We start from the raw sequence: 13,453 nt of genomic DNA, 5'->3' as shown, positions 1-13,453 counted from the left end.
CCTTTTATCTTCTTTCAAAGCGTTTAATTGTTTTCCCACTCGACATGCTCACTCAAGAAGCCGCCACTTTGGTGTGCCCAAAGTTTGGCGTACAGGCCTTGTTTCTCGAGCAATTCGGTGTGGCTGCCTTCTTCGATGATACGGCCTTTGTCCAAGACGATGAGGCGGTCCATCGCGGCGATGGTGGAGAGGCGGTGGGCAATGGCAATCACGGTTTTGCCTTCCATCATTTTGTCGAGGCTTTCTTGGATGGCGGCTTCGACTTCGGAGTCGAGCGCGCTGGTGGCTTCGTCAAGCAATAGAATCGGCGCATCTTTAAGCATAACGCGGGCGATGGCGATGCGTTGGCGCTGGCCGCCGGAAAGTTTCACGCCGCGTTCGCCAACGTGTGCATCATAGCCGCGCCGGCCTTTGGCGTCGCTTAAGTTAGGAATAAAACCGGCGGCCTCGGCGCGTTCCGCGGCGGAAATCATTTCGGCTTCGGTCGCATCGGGACGGCCGTAGATAATGTTGTCGCGGACGGAGCGGTGCAACAGGGAGGTATCTTGCGTCACCAAACCGATTTGAGCGCGTAGGCTTTCTTGGGTAACGCTGTCCACGTTTTGGCCGTCGATCGAAATCGTGCCGCTTTGCGGTTCGTAAAAGCGCAGGAGCAGGTTGACGATGGTGGATTTGCCCGCGCCGCTGCGGCCGATCAAGCCGACTTTTTCGCCAGGTTTGATGTTCAGATTAAAGCCGTTGAGGAGCGGTTTGCCGGCTTCGTAGGAGAAATCGACGTGTTCAAACTTGATTTCGCCTCGGGTGACTTTAAGCGGCAGGGCGTTCGGCTTGTCGAGGATGGTGTGCGGCTTGGACAGGGTTGCCATGCCGTCGCCGACAGTGCCGATGTTTTCAAACAATCGGGCGGATTCCCACATGATGTATTGCGACAAACCGTTGACGCGCAACGCCATGGCGGTGGCGGTAGCCACTGCGCCGACGCCGACTTGCCCGTGATACCAAAGCCAGATGCCCAGCGCGGTCGTGCCGGCGGTCAGCGAGCTGTTGACGATGAAGCTGCAGGTGTGCAGAAGCGTCGCCAAACGCATTTGGGCGTGTACCGTCACCATAAATTCTTCCATCGACTGCTTGGCATAGGCCGCCTCGCGCGCGCCGTGGGAGAAGAGTTTGACGGTGGTGATGTTGGAATAGGCATCGGTAATGCGGCCGGTCATCAGCGAGCGCGCATCCGCCTGACGCGCGGCGGTTTTGCCGAGCTTGGGAATCAGGAAGCGCATCACTAAGGCGAAGCCGATAATCCAGCCGATAAAGGGCAACAGCAACCAGCTGTCGAACGAAATCAAAATCACGCCGGAAGTAATGAAATACACCAGCACATACACAACCATGTCAGCAACCGTCATCACCACGTCGCGCATCGCCAGCGCGGTCTGCATGACTTTGGCGGACACGCGGCCGGCAAATTCGTCCTGATAAAAACCGAGGCTTTGCCCCAACATCAGACGGTGGAAATTCCAGCGCAGGCGCATCGGGAACACGCCTTGCAGGGTTTGCAGACGCACATTGGACGCGAGGAAGGTCCAGAGGGCGAAAAACACCATCATCCCCGCCATCGCCGTCAACGCCCAGCCTTTTTCAGCAAACAGGGTCGCGGGCGTGTATTTGCCGAGCCAGTCCACGACTTTGCCCATAAATTGAAACAGCAGGGCTTCCATGATGCCGATACCGGCGGTAAACACCGCCAATACGGCAATCCATTTGCGCAAGCCTTCGATATTGCTCCAGACAAACCGCCACAGCCCTTTTTCAGGCGTTTTCGGGGCGGCTTCGGGATAGGGGTCGATTCGGGATTCGAACCATGAGAATATTTTTTTAATCATTGTTTTTGCAAATGTGATAAGACGGTCAGGCCGTCTGAAAAGAAGTGTTCAAATACATTCAAGACTGTATTTTACGGGAAAAATCCAACTGATGACAGCGGATACCGTCAGTCCGATCAAACCAATCTATCGGCTTGACCATCTAAAAATCCCTTTGCTTTACATAAAACAAAGGCCGTCTGAAACTTTTCAGACGGCCTTTGCTGGATTTAGGTTGCCCTTAAAAATTACTCTTTACGTTGACGGCCCAAATCCGCAGCAGCAGTAAACAAAACGTCGGTGGAAGAGTTTAACGCAGTTTCTGCAGAGTCTTGAATCACGCCGATGATGAAGCCGACGGCAACCACCTGCATGGCCACATCGTTATCGATACCGAACAGGCTGCACGCCAAAGGAATCAGCAGTAACGAGCCACCGGCCACACCGGATGCACCGCACGCGCTGACGGTAGCCACCAAGCTCAGCAGCAGGGCAGTGGCGAAGTCAACCGTAATGCCTTGCGTGTGCGCCGCAGCCATTGCCAAAACGGTAATGGTGATTGCCGCACCGGCCATATTGATGGTTGCACCCAATGGAATGGAGATGGAGTAAGTGTCTTCGTGCAAACCCAGTTTTTTCGCCAATGCCATGTTCACAGGGATATTGGCGGCGGAAGAACGGGTAAAGAAGGCATAAACGCCACTTTCGCGCAGGCAGGTAAACACCAGCGGGAAAGGGTTGCGGCGGATTTGCGACCACACAATAATCGGGTTGACCACCAAAGCGATAAACAGCATACAGCCAAGCAATACGGCCAACAGCTGCATATAACCGGCAAGCGCTTCAAAACCGGTTTCCGCAATGGTAGAAGACACCAAGCCGAAAATACCCAGCGGCGCAAAACGGATAATCCATTTCACAACAGTCGAAACGGTATCGGCCAAATCAGCCGCTACTTGGCGGGTCGTATCCGAACCGTGATGGCGCAAAGCCGCGCCCAATACCAAAGCCCAAGCCAAAATACCGATATAGTTAGCATTGGCCAGCGCGTTAATCGGGTTGGCCACTAAATTCATCAGCAGCGTTTTCAGCACTTCGACAATGCCGGAAGGCGGTGCAACGGACACATCGCCTGCCGTACGCAGAATCAGCGTGGTCGGGAATGCCATACTGGCAATGACTGCCACCACAGCCGCAGCAAACGTACCGAAAATATACAAAATCAAAATCGGTTTGATGTAGGCCTGATTGCCTTTTTGGTGTTGCGCAATGGCGGCAGTCACCAAAACAAATACCAAAATCGGCGCGATAGCCTTAAGCGCACCGACAAACAGGCTGCCCAGCAGTCCTGCACTGATACCGGCTTGCGGCGAAACTGCACCCACAATAATACCTAAAACCAAGCCAATGGCGATTTGCACCACCAGGCTGACGCGATTGAGCGCGTTCAAAATCGGATTGCCACTTGCCATATCCGTTCCTTCACAATTTAAAGATATGTTAAAAAAGTCTTACATTCTAAAATAAAAAATCATTTGTCGGCGAGATTTTCATGCACACCTCACAAAAACAGCATTAAAGTTTAGCATTTATGATAAAGTTGGCACTTTATTCCAAAAATATGAGCAAATCTGCTCAAACCCTACTTTAAAGTATGCCCATACCGTTGCCTTATCCCTCTGTATCTTGCTTTCAGACGGCCTGAAATCTGCGTTATCAAGGCCGAATACAAAGGCAACTTTATCAGTCAAAACACAAAACATAACTATTACAATCAGATAGAAACAAACCAAAATCCGCCCTTAAGTCGCATTTTGCAACGTTATCGCGCTAAATTTCCGTTTATAACCAGCCTGAAAGCTTGCAGAAATAATGTTAAAATCCCCAAACTGAAGAATTGTCGCTGTCGAACACACATCATGACCAAACTGACCTACCCTGTTTTATTTGCATCATTGGCGCTCGCCTACGGACACGCGTTGGCAGTAGATACTTCCGTTCCCAAAGCGGAAGACTACGAAGCTGTTCCCGAATCCGAAATGCCCAAGCAGCCCAAAGACGACCAAACAGGCAAACTCAAGCCCAAATTCCCCGTCAAAATCGACACCCAAGACAGCGAAGTCAAAGAAATGCTTGAAGAATACCTGCCGCTGATTACCCAGCAGCAGGAAGAAGAACTGGACAAAGAGCAGGTCGGCTTCCTCGCCGAAGAGGCACCCGACAACGTCAAAACCATGCTCCGGACCAAAGGCTACTTCAACAGTAACGTCAATATTCAAGACCACGGCGAGAGCTACACCGTCAACGTCACCCCCGGCCCGCGCACCAAAGTCGACAACGTCAGCGTGGCCATCCTCGGCGACGTATTGAATGACGACAACTTGGCCGAGTACTACCAAAATGCGATGGAAAACTGGCAACAGCCCGTTGGCGAAAACTTCGACCAAGATGGCTGGAGTGCGAGTAAAACCTCCGTCCTCAGCGCGGTCACACGTAAAAAATATCCGTTGGCGAAACTCACCACCACCCAAGCCACCATCAATCCCAATACCCAAAAAGCCGACTTGAACGTCATCGTGGAGAGCAACCGCCCCATTTACTTTGGCGATTTCCAAATCACCGGCACACGCCGCTACCCTGAGAGCGTGGTTTCCGGCATGGCACGTTTCCACCCCGGTTCGCCTTACGACTTGGACAAAATCCTCGACCTGCAACAGGCGCTCGAGCAAAACGGCCACTATTCCGGCGCGTCCGTACAGGCCGACTTCGATCAACTGCAAGGCGACCGCGTTCCCGTCAAAATCAACGTGACCGAAGTCAAGCGCCACAAACTGGAAACCGGTATCCGCTACGACTCCGAATACGGAATCGGCGGCCGCATCGCCTACGACTATTACAACCTCTTTAACAAGGGTTACATCGGTTCCATCGTTTGGGACATGGACAAATACGAAACCACGCTGGCCGCCGGTATCAGCCAACCGCGCAACAACCGCGGCAACTACTGGACCAGCAACGTTTCCTACAACCGCTCGACCACGCAAAACCTTGAAAAACGCGCCCTGACCAGCGGTATTTGGTATGTCCGTGACCGCAACAATATCGATGCCCGCTTCGGCCTCGAATTCATTACCGAAGACCGCAAAGTCCCCGACACCAACTACGATTTGGGTAGAAGCCATGCCACCATGCTGACCGCCTCATGGAAACGGCAAAGCATCGAAACCGAGCTTCATCCTCAAAACGGCTACTACCTCGACGGCAAAATAGGGGCAACTTTGGGCAAATTCCTCTCCTCCACCCAAATGGCACGCGCCACAGCACGGGCAGGCTATTTCTTCACGCCTGAAAACAAAAAACTCGGTACATTCATCGTACGCGGACAGGCAGGCTACGTTTATGCCCGCGAAGGTGAAGAAGTACCGTCCAGCCTGATGTTCCGCACCGGCGGCGCAACTTCCGTACGCGGTTACGAACTCGACAGCATCGGCTTGGCAGGCCCCAACGGCTCCGTCCTGCCGCAACGCGCCTTGGTGGTCGGTAGCCTCGAATATCAATTCCCGGTTACCAAAAGCTTCTCCGGCGCCATCTTCCACGATGTCGGCGATGCGGCGAGCAACTTCAAACACATGACCTTAAAACACGGTACCGGCTTGGGCGTGCGCTGGTTCAGCCCGGTTGCGCCGTTCTCCTTCGACATTGCCTACGGCCACCACGACAAGAAAATCCGCTGGCACATCAGCTTGGGCACAAGGTTTTAAAAAACATACTCACCATCCATTCTTTCAGACGGCCTCAGCCATTTCAGGCCGTCTGAACAACAGACAAACAGAAAAATATCATGACCGATACTGCAAACACTTCCACGCCGTCTGAACAACAGCCCGCCCCGCCAAAGCGCAAAAAACGCCTGTTGCGCGGCTTTGTCCTGTCTGCCTTGGGCGTATTGACCGTTTCCGCCGGCGCAATCGGCTGGCTGGTCGGTACGGAATCGGGTTTGCGTTTCGGTTTGTACAAAATCCCGTCATGGTTCGGCGTCAAGATCTCCTCGGACACGCTGAAAGGCACGCTGATTGAAGGTTTTGAAGGCGACAAATGGTTGATTGAAACAGAAGGTGCAGACATCAAAATCAGCAGCTTCCGCTTTGATTGGAAACCGTCCGAACTGATCCGTCCGTCCTTGCACATCACCGAAGTCGTGGCCGGCGACATCGCCATCGTGACCAAACGCACGCCGCCCAAAGAAGAAGAGCCATCAAAAGGCCTGCCCGACAGCATAGACCTGCCTGTTACCGCCTATCTCGACCGTTTGGAAACCGGCAAAATCAGCGTGGGCAAGCGTTTTGACAAGCAGACCGTCTATCTCGACCATCTGCACGCAGCCTATCATTACGACAAAAAAGAACACCGCCTCCACATCAAAACCGCCGATACGCCATGGAGCAGCTCGACAGGCGCGGTGGTGATCGGCTTGAACAAACCCTACGTCCTCAATACCGCCATCTACACCAAAGGCCAGCTTGAGGGCGAAACCCTACATGGCACGGTGCGCCTGTGGGGCAGCCTGCAAGACGTATCCACCGACTTGCTGCTCGATAGCGACAACGTTCATTTGTCGGCCAAATCCACTATTCATCCATTCGCCGACAGCCTCAATGAAACCGTCGGCGAAATCCTGATTAAAGGTTCCAACATCAATCCGCAGGCCTTCCTGCCCAGCCTGCCCAAAGCGCGCCTGAATTTCGACGCCACCACCATTCCGTCGTTTACCAACGGTGTCGCGTTGGAAGGCTCGATTGACTTGGAAAACGACCAAGCCGGTTTTGCCGATGAAAATCATATCCCCGTCAAACGCATCCTCGGCGAATTCATCGTCGACGACAAAGGCACGGTCATGATTGAAGACATCGGCGTCGACCTGCTCAAAGACGGCAGCATCGATGTATCCGGCTCTATCGATACCGCCCAAGACCAGCTCAAACTCGCACTGGGCATCAACAATACCGGCGCGGACGACTTTGTCCGTCCAAACATCGCAGGCCGTCTGAACGGCAGTATCGACATCAAAGGCGAAACCTCCTCCCCTGTCGTCAACTGGAATCTCGACAGCGGATTTGCACGTACAGACGGCATGCTGTTTTTCCAAACCGACAAACAGCTCGGCCAGCGCACGCTCAAGCTCGACAAAGTCCGCCTGGTTCCGCAAAACGGCGGCGAACTCAACGCCAACGGTTCGCTCGAACTCTTCAAAGACCGCAAACTGCAACTGGACATCGTCAGTAAAGCCTTCAACCCTGCACGCATCGATCCGCAGCTTCCGCAAGGCAGCGTCAACGGCAACATCAACTTGACCGGCATACTGGCACAAGAAAAATTCGCCGGTAAAATGCAGTTTGCACCGAGTACGCTCAACGGCGTTCCGCTCAGCGGCAAAGCCGACATCGCCTATGAAAACAAACACCTCGCGCGCGCCCTGACCGACCTGACCCTCGGCAACAACATCGTCAAAACCAACGGCAGCTTCGGCAAAAAAGGCGACCGCCTCAACCTCAACATTACCGCCCCCGATTTGTCGCGTTTCGGCTTCGGCTTGGGCGGCCTGCTCAACGCGCGCGGCTACATCTCCGGCAGTTTTTCAGACGGCCTCAAAACCCTTGAAGCCGATTTGAACGGCGAAGCACGCAACTTCAAAGTCGCCGATGCCGTCAACATCCGCACCCTCGACTTCAAGCTTAAGGGTTCGCCCGACACTAACCGTCCGTTGAGTGCCGATATTAAAGGCGAACACATCGCCGTCTCCGGCGGCACGGCCATGATCGACAACGTCAACCTGCTCATCAGCGGCACAGGCTCGCGCCACCACATCCGCGGCAACAGCAGCATAGCGGTGGACAACAAACGCTACAAGCTCGACCTCGACGCCACCGGCGGCCTCAACAAAGACCAAACCCAATGGAAAGGCACGGTTGACACGCTCGACATCAACGGCGCGTTCAACCTCAAACTGCAAAACCGCCTCAACCTCGAAGCCGGCAGCGAACGCGTTTCCCTCAGCAGCGCACGCTGGGCGGCCATGGGCGGCAACCTCAACCTACAAAATTTCGTTTGGGACAAGAAAGCCGGCATTACCAGTAAAGGCAGCGCACAAAATCTGCACATTACCGAATTGCACAACTTCTACACTCCGCCCATCGAACACAACCTCGTCTTGGGCGGCGACTGGGATTTGGCGTACAGTCAAAACGCGCGCGGCTTCCTCAACATCAACCGTCAAAGCGGCGACATCATCCTGCCGGGCAAAGACCCGAAAAACAAACAGCCTTTGGGACTTTCCGCACTCGCCCTGCGTACCCGTTTCCAAAACGGCCGCATCGACAGCACGCTGGAAGGCAACACCCGCTTCGGCAAAGTTGACGGCACACTCGGCATCGCGCAACAGTTCGGCAACAACATCAACAACGCCCCTGTCAGCGGCAAGGTCAATATCAGCGTTCCCGATTTGGGTTCGCTCAAATCCTTTATGCCGGCGACAGCCCAAGGCATTGCAGGCCGTCTGAACGCGACCGCCACCATCGGCGGCCGACTCGGTTCGCCCACCGTCAACAGCAACCTCGACCTCCAAACCAATTACGGCCGTGCCAACGGTACCGTCAACATCGGTCAGGGCACCAGCTTCGATACCGCCCCTCTGAGCGGCAAACTCAACCTGAACGTCGCCAACCTTGAAGTCTTCCGCAACTTCCTGCCCGTCGGACAAACCCTCAAAGGCCGTCTGAACGCCGCCGTCAACTTGGCAGGCCGTCTGAACGATCCACAACTGAGCGGCCTGATTAACGGCGACAACCTCTATTACCGCCATCAAACCCAAGGCCTGATTCTCGACAACGGCGTATTGCGTTCACGCCTGCAGGGTCAAAAATGGGTGATCGACAGCCTCAAATTCCACCGTGGCGGCACGATTGAGCTCAAAGGCGCGGTCAATCTTACCAATGCCAACCCCGATGTTGACGTGGACATCGTCTTCGACAAATACCGCACCCTCTCGCGTCCAAACCGCCGACTGCAGCTCTCCGGCACGGCCAAAGTCCTCTACAATCCGGAAAAAGGCGTATCGCTCAACGGCACGCTCAACACCGACTACGGTAGGTTTGGTTCGCAAAAATCCTCCATGCCGACCCTCGATGACGACGTGGTCGTACTGGGCGAAACTCCAAAAGAAGCAACGGCCACCACGCCGATTAATATGAACCTTGTCTTGAACATCAACGACAATGTCCGTTTTGTCGGCTACGGCGCAGACGTTACCATCGGCGGCAAACTGACCCTCACTTCCCGCCCGGGCGAAACCGTCCAAGGTGTCGGTACCGTGCGCGTTGTCAAAGGCCGCTACAAAGCCTACGGCCAAGACCTCGAAATCACCAAAGGCGCGGTTTCCTTCGTCGGCCCGCTGACCGATCCGAACCTCAACATCCGTGCCGAACGCCGTCTCTCCCCGGTCGGTGCAGGCGTCGAAGTTCTCGGCAGCCTCAACAATCCGCGCGTGACTTTGGTTGCCAAAGAAGCCATGAGTGAAAAAGACAAACTCTCCTGGCTCATCCTCAACCGTGCCAGCAGCGGCAGCGACGGCGACAACGCCACGCTCTCTGCGGCCGCCAGCGCGCTGCTTGCCGGCCAAATCAACGACCGCATCGGCCTTGTCGATGATTTGGGCTTTACCAGCAAACGCAGCCGCAACGCCCAAACCGGCGAGCTCAACCCTGCCGAACAAGTCCTGACCGTTGGCAAACAGCTCACCAACAACCTCTACGTAGGTTACGAATACGGCATCTCCAGCGCCGAACAATCCGTCAAACTCGTGTACCAACTGACCCGCGCCATCCAAGCCGTTGCCCGCATCGGCACGCGCTCCTCCGGCGGCGAGTTGAAATACACCATCCGCTTTGACAACTGGTTCGGCAAAGACAAACCGGAGCCGGAAGAGCAACAATAAGAGCCGTGAAAAAGGCCGTCTGAAATTTATCTTTCAGGCGGCCTTTATCTTGTTCTACCGCATCAAAATCTTCCGCTATGCCTCAAAAGACAAAGGCCAACGGCGCAAGTTTGCAAACAAATGCTGCTAATAAAGTGAGCGGCAAAACATGTCTTATTCAAGATTAGCGATAAATAAAGCAGATACAAAAAGGCCGTCTGAAACTGACAGGGGTGGGTTTCAGACGGCCTTTTTTTGAATCATCGAAACATCTTGTGCATGGCGTTGCTGATTAATTCGAGCTGTTTCTTATATTCGCGGCAACGGGGGCAAAGAGACAGGTGCACGGCAAGGGCAATGCGGTTAAAAAGACTGAGACGCACTTGGTCTTGCTGTTTGGAAATCAGATCGGTTATTTTGCGGCATTTTTTCATGGCGTTTTCCTGTCAGGCATGGGAGAACCATTTGATTTGCAGGCACTGACGCAAGGTTTCGCGCGCGCGGTGCATGATGGTGTGGTAGTTGGCATGGCTGATGCCGCATTGTTCGCGGATTTCATCGCTTGAAAAGCCGAGAATCTCTTTCATGGTAAACACGCGGGCGGTGTTTTCCGGCAGATGGTAGAGGCAGGTCTGTAAAACTTGGTAGAACTCTTTATTGTTCAAACTGGCTTCGGGCGAGTCCCAGCCCTGAGGCTGTCCTTCGTCCGTCCAATGCCCGTCGGCGGCAAAATGTCCTTCAAAGGCTTCATCTAAGGCTTCTTCGTCGCGCGTGACGAAAACTTGGCGTTGCCGCCCGATTTGGCGCAGGCAGTCGGTGATTTTGTTTTTTAAGATTGCAAACAGCCAGCTGCTCACTTGGGCGCCGCCTTTGAAACCCTCGGCCGCACGGTAGGCGGAAAGCATGGTTTCCTGTACAAGGTCTTCCGCCAAATCGGGGCGGTCGGGCAACTGGATATGGGCAAAGCGCAACAGCAGTTTACGAGATTTGGCAAGCTCGGCATCGGTCAGTTCGGGTAGGGCCATAATGTATCAGTATGAAATGAATGATCAATATGCTTCTGATTTTACGCTGATACGGAAAGAGCATGCGATTGAATCTATAAACGATTTCAGTAGTTTTTTTGTTTCGCCAAAACCGACTGTACCCGTTTCAGACGGCCTTGGTTTATGCCGCAACCAAAATGCCCTGTTCCAGCCATTCCGTCCATTTCTGCCTTAATGCGTCCTGCCAAACGTTTTCAGACGGCATGAACTCTGCCAGCATGGTTTGCAGGCCGTTTAGGGAAGTGGGCGTTTCTGCCAGCGTTTCCAGCAATAAGGCGTCGAAATCGTCAAGCGTTTGATACATCACGTCGTCTTCCTTATCGCGCCACACCAAAACAGCAGTTTCCGCCTCCTGCAATTCGTCCGTTACATCATACTGATAACGGCGCACAAAGGCGGCGGGAGAAAGGGTGTAAGCTAAATCGTCTGAATCGGCGTGGGTTGTTTGGCTATCGGTTTGTGCGGTTTCGGCGAGCAGCTGGGTGTGTTCAAAGTCCATCAATGCCAAGAGGTCGTCTGAAAGCGGCAGGCTTTGGCAATATTGGAGGAACTCGCCGGGGATTTCTTGAAAATAGGGCGTTTGGGCGCGCACGTCGCGGACGAAACCTTCTTTCAGACGACCCCATTCTTCGCTGTCAAAGTATTGCAGCGTTTCGGTATAACAACGGTCGATAAAGCTGTGAATATTGTTGCGTATCAGGCGGATATAGACGTTCAAGCGCTCTTGCGGCAGTCCGTCTGCGGCTTTGCCTTCGCGTATGGCTTGGGCAAAGCGGTGTTGGTATTGGGCGGAGGTTTCAGGCTGCACGGCGGTATTCCTTTCCGGCACGCATTTGATAGTCGGCGATTTTGGCGACTTCGGCTTCGAGTTCGGCAAAAGGCGGAAAATTGAAATCGCGTTCTAACAGGGTGGGCGGAATCGTCGGCAACTTGGCATAGGCCAGTTCGAGCAAGTCCCAAACGGTCGGCAAAACTGCCGCGCCATGGGTATCAATCAATAATTCGGGCGTTTCGACATCGTGTCCGGCGATGTGGATGTAGCACACGCGCTCTGCGTCAACGTTTTCCAAAAAGGCTTCGGGCGACAACAGTCCGTGGTTAACGGCGTTGACGTAGATATTATTCACATCGAGATGAATGCCGCAGTCGGCTTCGCGGGCAACGGCGTTGAGAAACTCGACTTCGTTCATTTTGGCAAGCGGGGAATGCAGGTAGTAGGAAGTGTTTTCTACGGCAATGCGGCAGCCCAACCGGTCTTGCACTTCGCGGATACGGCGCGCGGTATGTTGCACCATTTCTTCGGTGAAAGGCAGCGGTAACAAATCGTAAAGATGACCGCCGTCGTGGCAATAGCTCAAATGATCGGAGAAAAACGTGCAGTCATAACGGCGCATCATTTCTTTGATGCCGTCTATCAAGTCGGTATCCAGCGGGGCTTGTCCGCCCAATGACATGGATAATCCGTGCAATGCCAGCGGCAGCCGCTCTGCCACGCGGTCAAACTGTTTGCGCGCCCTGCCGCCCATTTTCAGCCAATTTTCGGGGGCGGCTTCGATAAAGCGTATCGGGCTGTCGTCTGAAAGCGAGAGGAAGTCTTCCGCCAAGTCGCGGCGGTAGCCCAAGCCTGCGTTTTGAATCATGGTGATGTCCTGTTATGGTGCCGTATGAACGACAAAGTCGCATTTTCGTTTATAAAATGCGACTTTGTTAAAGGTATGTTGCAGGATTATTTAGAACCGCATTTACCTTCGCCGCATTTGCCTTCTACTACTTTGGCAGCTTTGGCTTTAGATGCTTTGCCTTTTTTAGCGTGAGTTTTTTCCACGGTTGAACCGCATTTGCCTTCGCCACATTTGCCTTCGCTTGCTTTAGAAACAGCGCTTGCACCGCATGAACCTTCACCGGCTTTAACCGCACCGCAAGAGCCTTGAGCAGATTTTTGAACACCTGCTTTGCTGCTTAACGGTTTATCAGCGGCAACAACACCGGCAGCCAGAGACAGGGACAATGCACCGGCCAGAGCAGCAGCTACATTTTTTTTCATTTTAACTTCCTTTTAAAAATATGGGTTTAAATAAATCAAGGGATAATATCGGGCATTTAAAGTCGGCCCACGACCGTGAATCCTTAAAGAAAATGCTTGATGCGACAACAGCGTTTCTTCAGCAGGGCATCCAAAGACAGACCGCCTGCGCCCTGCAATAGGACAGGAAATAAAACCACCAAATAAATCAGTGCCATTTTATAACCGTTGTCGCACACATTGTACCCCAAGCCGGCATGTACCGCAGACCATGCGACAGCCGTTACAACCATCAATCCCAGCGCGGACAGCCGCGTTGCCAAGCCGACGATGAGTAACGCAGGCAAAACCAGTTCCGCCCACATGGCCAAATTCCAGTTGACCGTATCCGGCAACAAATTGAACGGAAAGGGAAATTGACTGTTGATATCTGCAAACCAGTTTTCCCCGTTCCATTTTTCCAGGCCAGACTCAAGAAATTCATACGCGGCAAAAAGCCTGAGCGTCAACAAGCCGAAAGCAGCCTGCCAAGAGGGGTTGGATGAGGTGTTCATTT

The 13,453-nt window shown here is 53.6% G+C and carries 10 protein-coding genes; 2 read left to right on the top strand and 8 right to left on the bottom strand.

What is annotated here, in order from left to right; translation table 11 throughout:
• Positions 1-23: 23 nt before the first annotated feature.
• Together O3660_RS09350 and sstT are read right to left on the bottom strand one after the other, a co-directional pair.
• Positions 24-1,880, bottom strand: coding sequence for an ABC transporter ATP-binding protein (locus O3660_RS09350; RefSeq protein ID WP_049352452.1), 1,857 nt, complete (start codon positions 1,878-1,880; stop codon positions 24-26).
• A 227-nt stretch (positions 1,881-2,107) separates the two neighbouring features.
• Positions 2,108-3,331: a serine/threonine transporter SstT gene (gene sstT / locus O3660_RS09345; protein ID WP_049352455.1), complete on the bottom strand. Its 1,224-nt coding sequence runs from the start codon at positions 3,329-3,331 to the stop codon at positions 2,108-2,110.
• 447 nt (positions 3,332-3,778) lie between these two features.
• On the opposite strand from sstT, the gene O3660_RS09340 reads away from it, so the two are divergent.
• Both O3660_RS09340 and O3660_RS09335 read left to right on the top strand, forming a co-directional pair.
• Positions 3,779-5,620, top strand: a complete 1,842-nt coding sequence (locus O3660_RS09340; protein WP_049352456.1) for an autotransporter assembly complex family protein — start codon at positions 3,779-3,781, stop codon at positions 5,618-5,620.
• An 80-nt stretch (positions 5,621-5,700) separates the two neighbouring features.
• Positions 5,701-9,849: a translocation/assembly module TamB domain-containing protein gene (locus O3660_RS09335; protein ID WP_049352459.1), complete on the top strand. Its 4,149-nt coding sequence runs from the start codon at positions 5,701-5,703 to the stop codon at positions 9,847-9,849.
• Between the two features lie 239 nt (positions 9,850-10,088).
• Here O3660_RS09335 and O3660_RS09330 read toward each other — a convergent pair whose 3' ends face one another.
• The 6 genes from O3660_RS09330 to O3660_RS09305 form a co-directional block, all read right to left on the bottom strand.
• Positions 10,089-10,262, bottom strand: coding sequence for a hypothetical protein (locus tag O3660_RS09330; RefSeq protein WP_049323681.1), 174 nt, complete (start codon positions 10,260-10,262; stop codon positions 10,089-10,091).
• 12 nt (positions 10,263-10,274) lie between these two features.
• Positions 10,275-10,853 carry a sigma-70 family RNA polymerase sigma factor gene (locus O3660_RS09325; protein WP_049352460.1) on the bottom strand — a complete coding sequence of 193 codons (579 nt, stop codon included), beginning with the start codon at positions 10,851-10,853 and terminating at the stop codon, positions 10,275-10,277.
• Between the two features lie 142 nt (positions 10,854-10,995).
• Positions 10,996-11,682 (bottom strand): putative DNA-binding domain-containing protein, encoded by a 687-nt coding sequence (locus O3660_RS09320; protein ID WP_049352463.1) that lies wholly within the window; start codon positions 11,680-11,682, stop codon positions 10,996-10,998.
• Positions 11,672-12,514, bottom strand: coding sequence for a DUF692 domain-containing protein (locus O3660_RS09315; protein WP_371464884.1), 843 nt, complete (start codon positions 12,512-12,514; stop codon positions 11,672-11,674). Before O3660_RS09315 ends, O3660_RS09320 begins: the two co-directional genes overlap by 11 nt.
• Positions 12,515-12,600: 86 nt before the next feature.
• Positions 12,601-12,918 carry a hypothetical protein gene (locus tag O3660_RS09310; RefSeq protein ID WP_003686668.1) on the bottom strand — a complete coding sequence of 106 codons (318 nt, stop codon included), beginning with the start codon at positions 12,916-12,918 and terminating at the stop codon, positions 12,601-12,603.
• A gap of 83 nt (positions 12,919-13,001) precedes the next feature.
• A complete protein-coding gene (locus O3660_RS09305) occupies positions 13,002-13,451 on the bottom strand; it encodes a DoxX family protein (protein ID WP_070631969.1) in 450 nt (149 codons plus the stop codon).
• Between the last annotated feature and the right edge of the window lie 2 nt (positions 13,452-13,453).

The sequence above is a fragment of the Neisseria sp. 27098_8_139 genome, from assembly GCF_041433195.1.
Classification (GTDB): Bacteria; Pseudomonadota; Gammaproteobacteria; order Burkholderiales; family Neisseriaceae; genus Neisseria; species Neisseria subflava.
The sequence above is the reverse complement of the archived record's forward strand: the minus strand, read 5'-3'. Positions and strand labels throughout refer to the sequence as shown.

Bases quoted from the DNA above. Each gene is read 5' to 3' on its own strand.
- sstT (WP_049352455.1), bottom strand. From the start codon at position 3,331: ATGGCAAGTGGCAATCCGATTTTGAACGCGCTCAATCGCGTCAGCCTG.
- O3660_RS09340 (WP_049352456.1), top strand. From the start codon at position 3,779: ATGACCAAACTGACCTACCCTGTTTTATTTGCATCATTGGCGCTCGCC.
- O3660_RS09325 (WP_049352460.1), bottom strand. From the start codon at position 10,853: ATGGCCCTACCCGAACTGACCGATGCCGAGCTTGCCAAATCTCGTAAA.
- O3660_RS09305 (WP_070631969.1), bottom strand. From the start codon at position 13,451: ATGAACACCTCATCCAACCCCTCTTGGCAGGCTGCTTTCGGCTTGTTG.
- O3660_RS09335 (WP_049352459.1), top strand. From the start codon at position 5,701: ATGACCGATACTGCAAACACTTCCACGCCGTCTGAACAACAGCCCGCC.
- O3660_RS09330 (WP_049323681.1), bottom strand. From the start codon at position 10,262: ATGAAAAAATGCCGCAAAATAACCGATCTGATTTCCAAACAGCAAGAC.
- O3660_RS09310 (WP_003686668.1), bottom strand. From the start codon at position 12,918: ATGAAAAAAAATGTAGCTGCTGCTCTGGCCGGTGCATTGTCCCTGTCT.
- O3660_RS09350 (WP_049352452.1), bottom strand. From the start codon at position 1,880: ATGATTAAAAAAATATTCTCATGGTTCGAATCCCGAATCGACCCCTAT.
- O3660_RS09315 (WP_371464884.1), bottom strand. From the start codon at position 12,514: ATGATTCAAAACGCAGGCTTGGGCTACCGCCGCGACTTGGCGGAAGAC.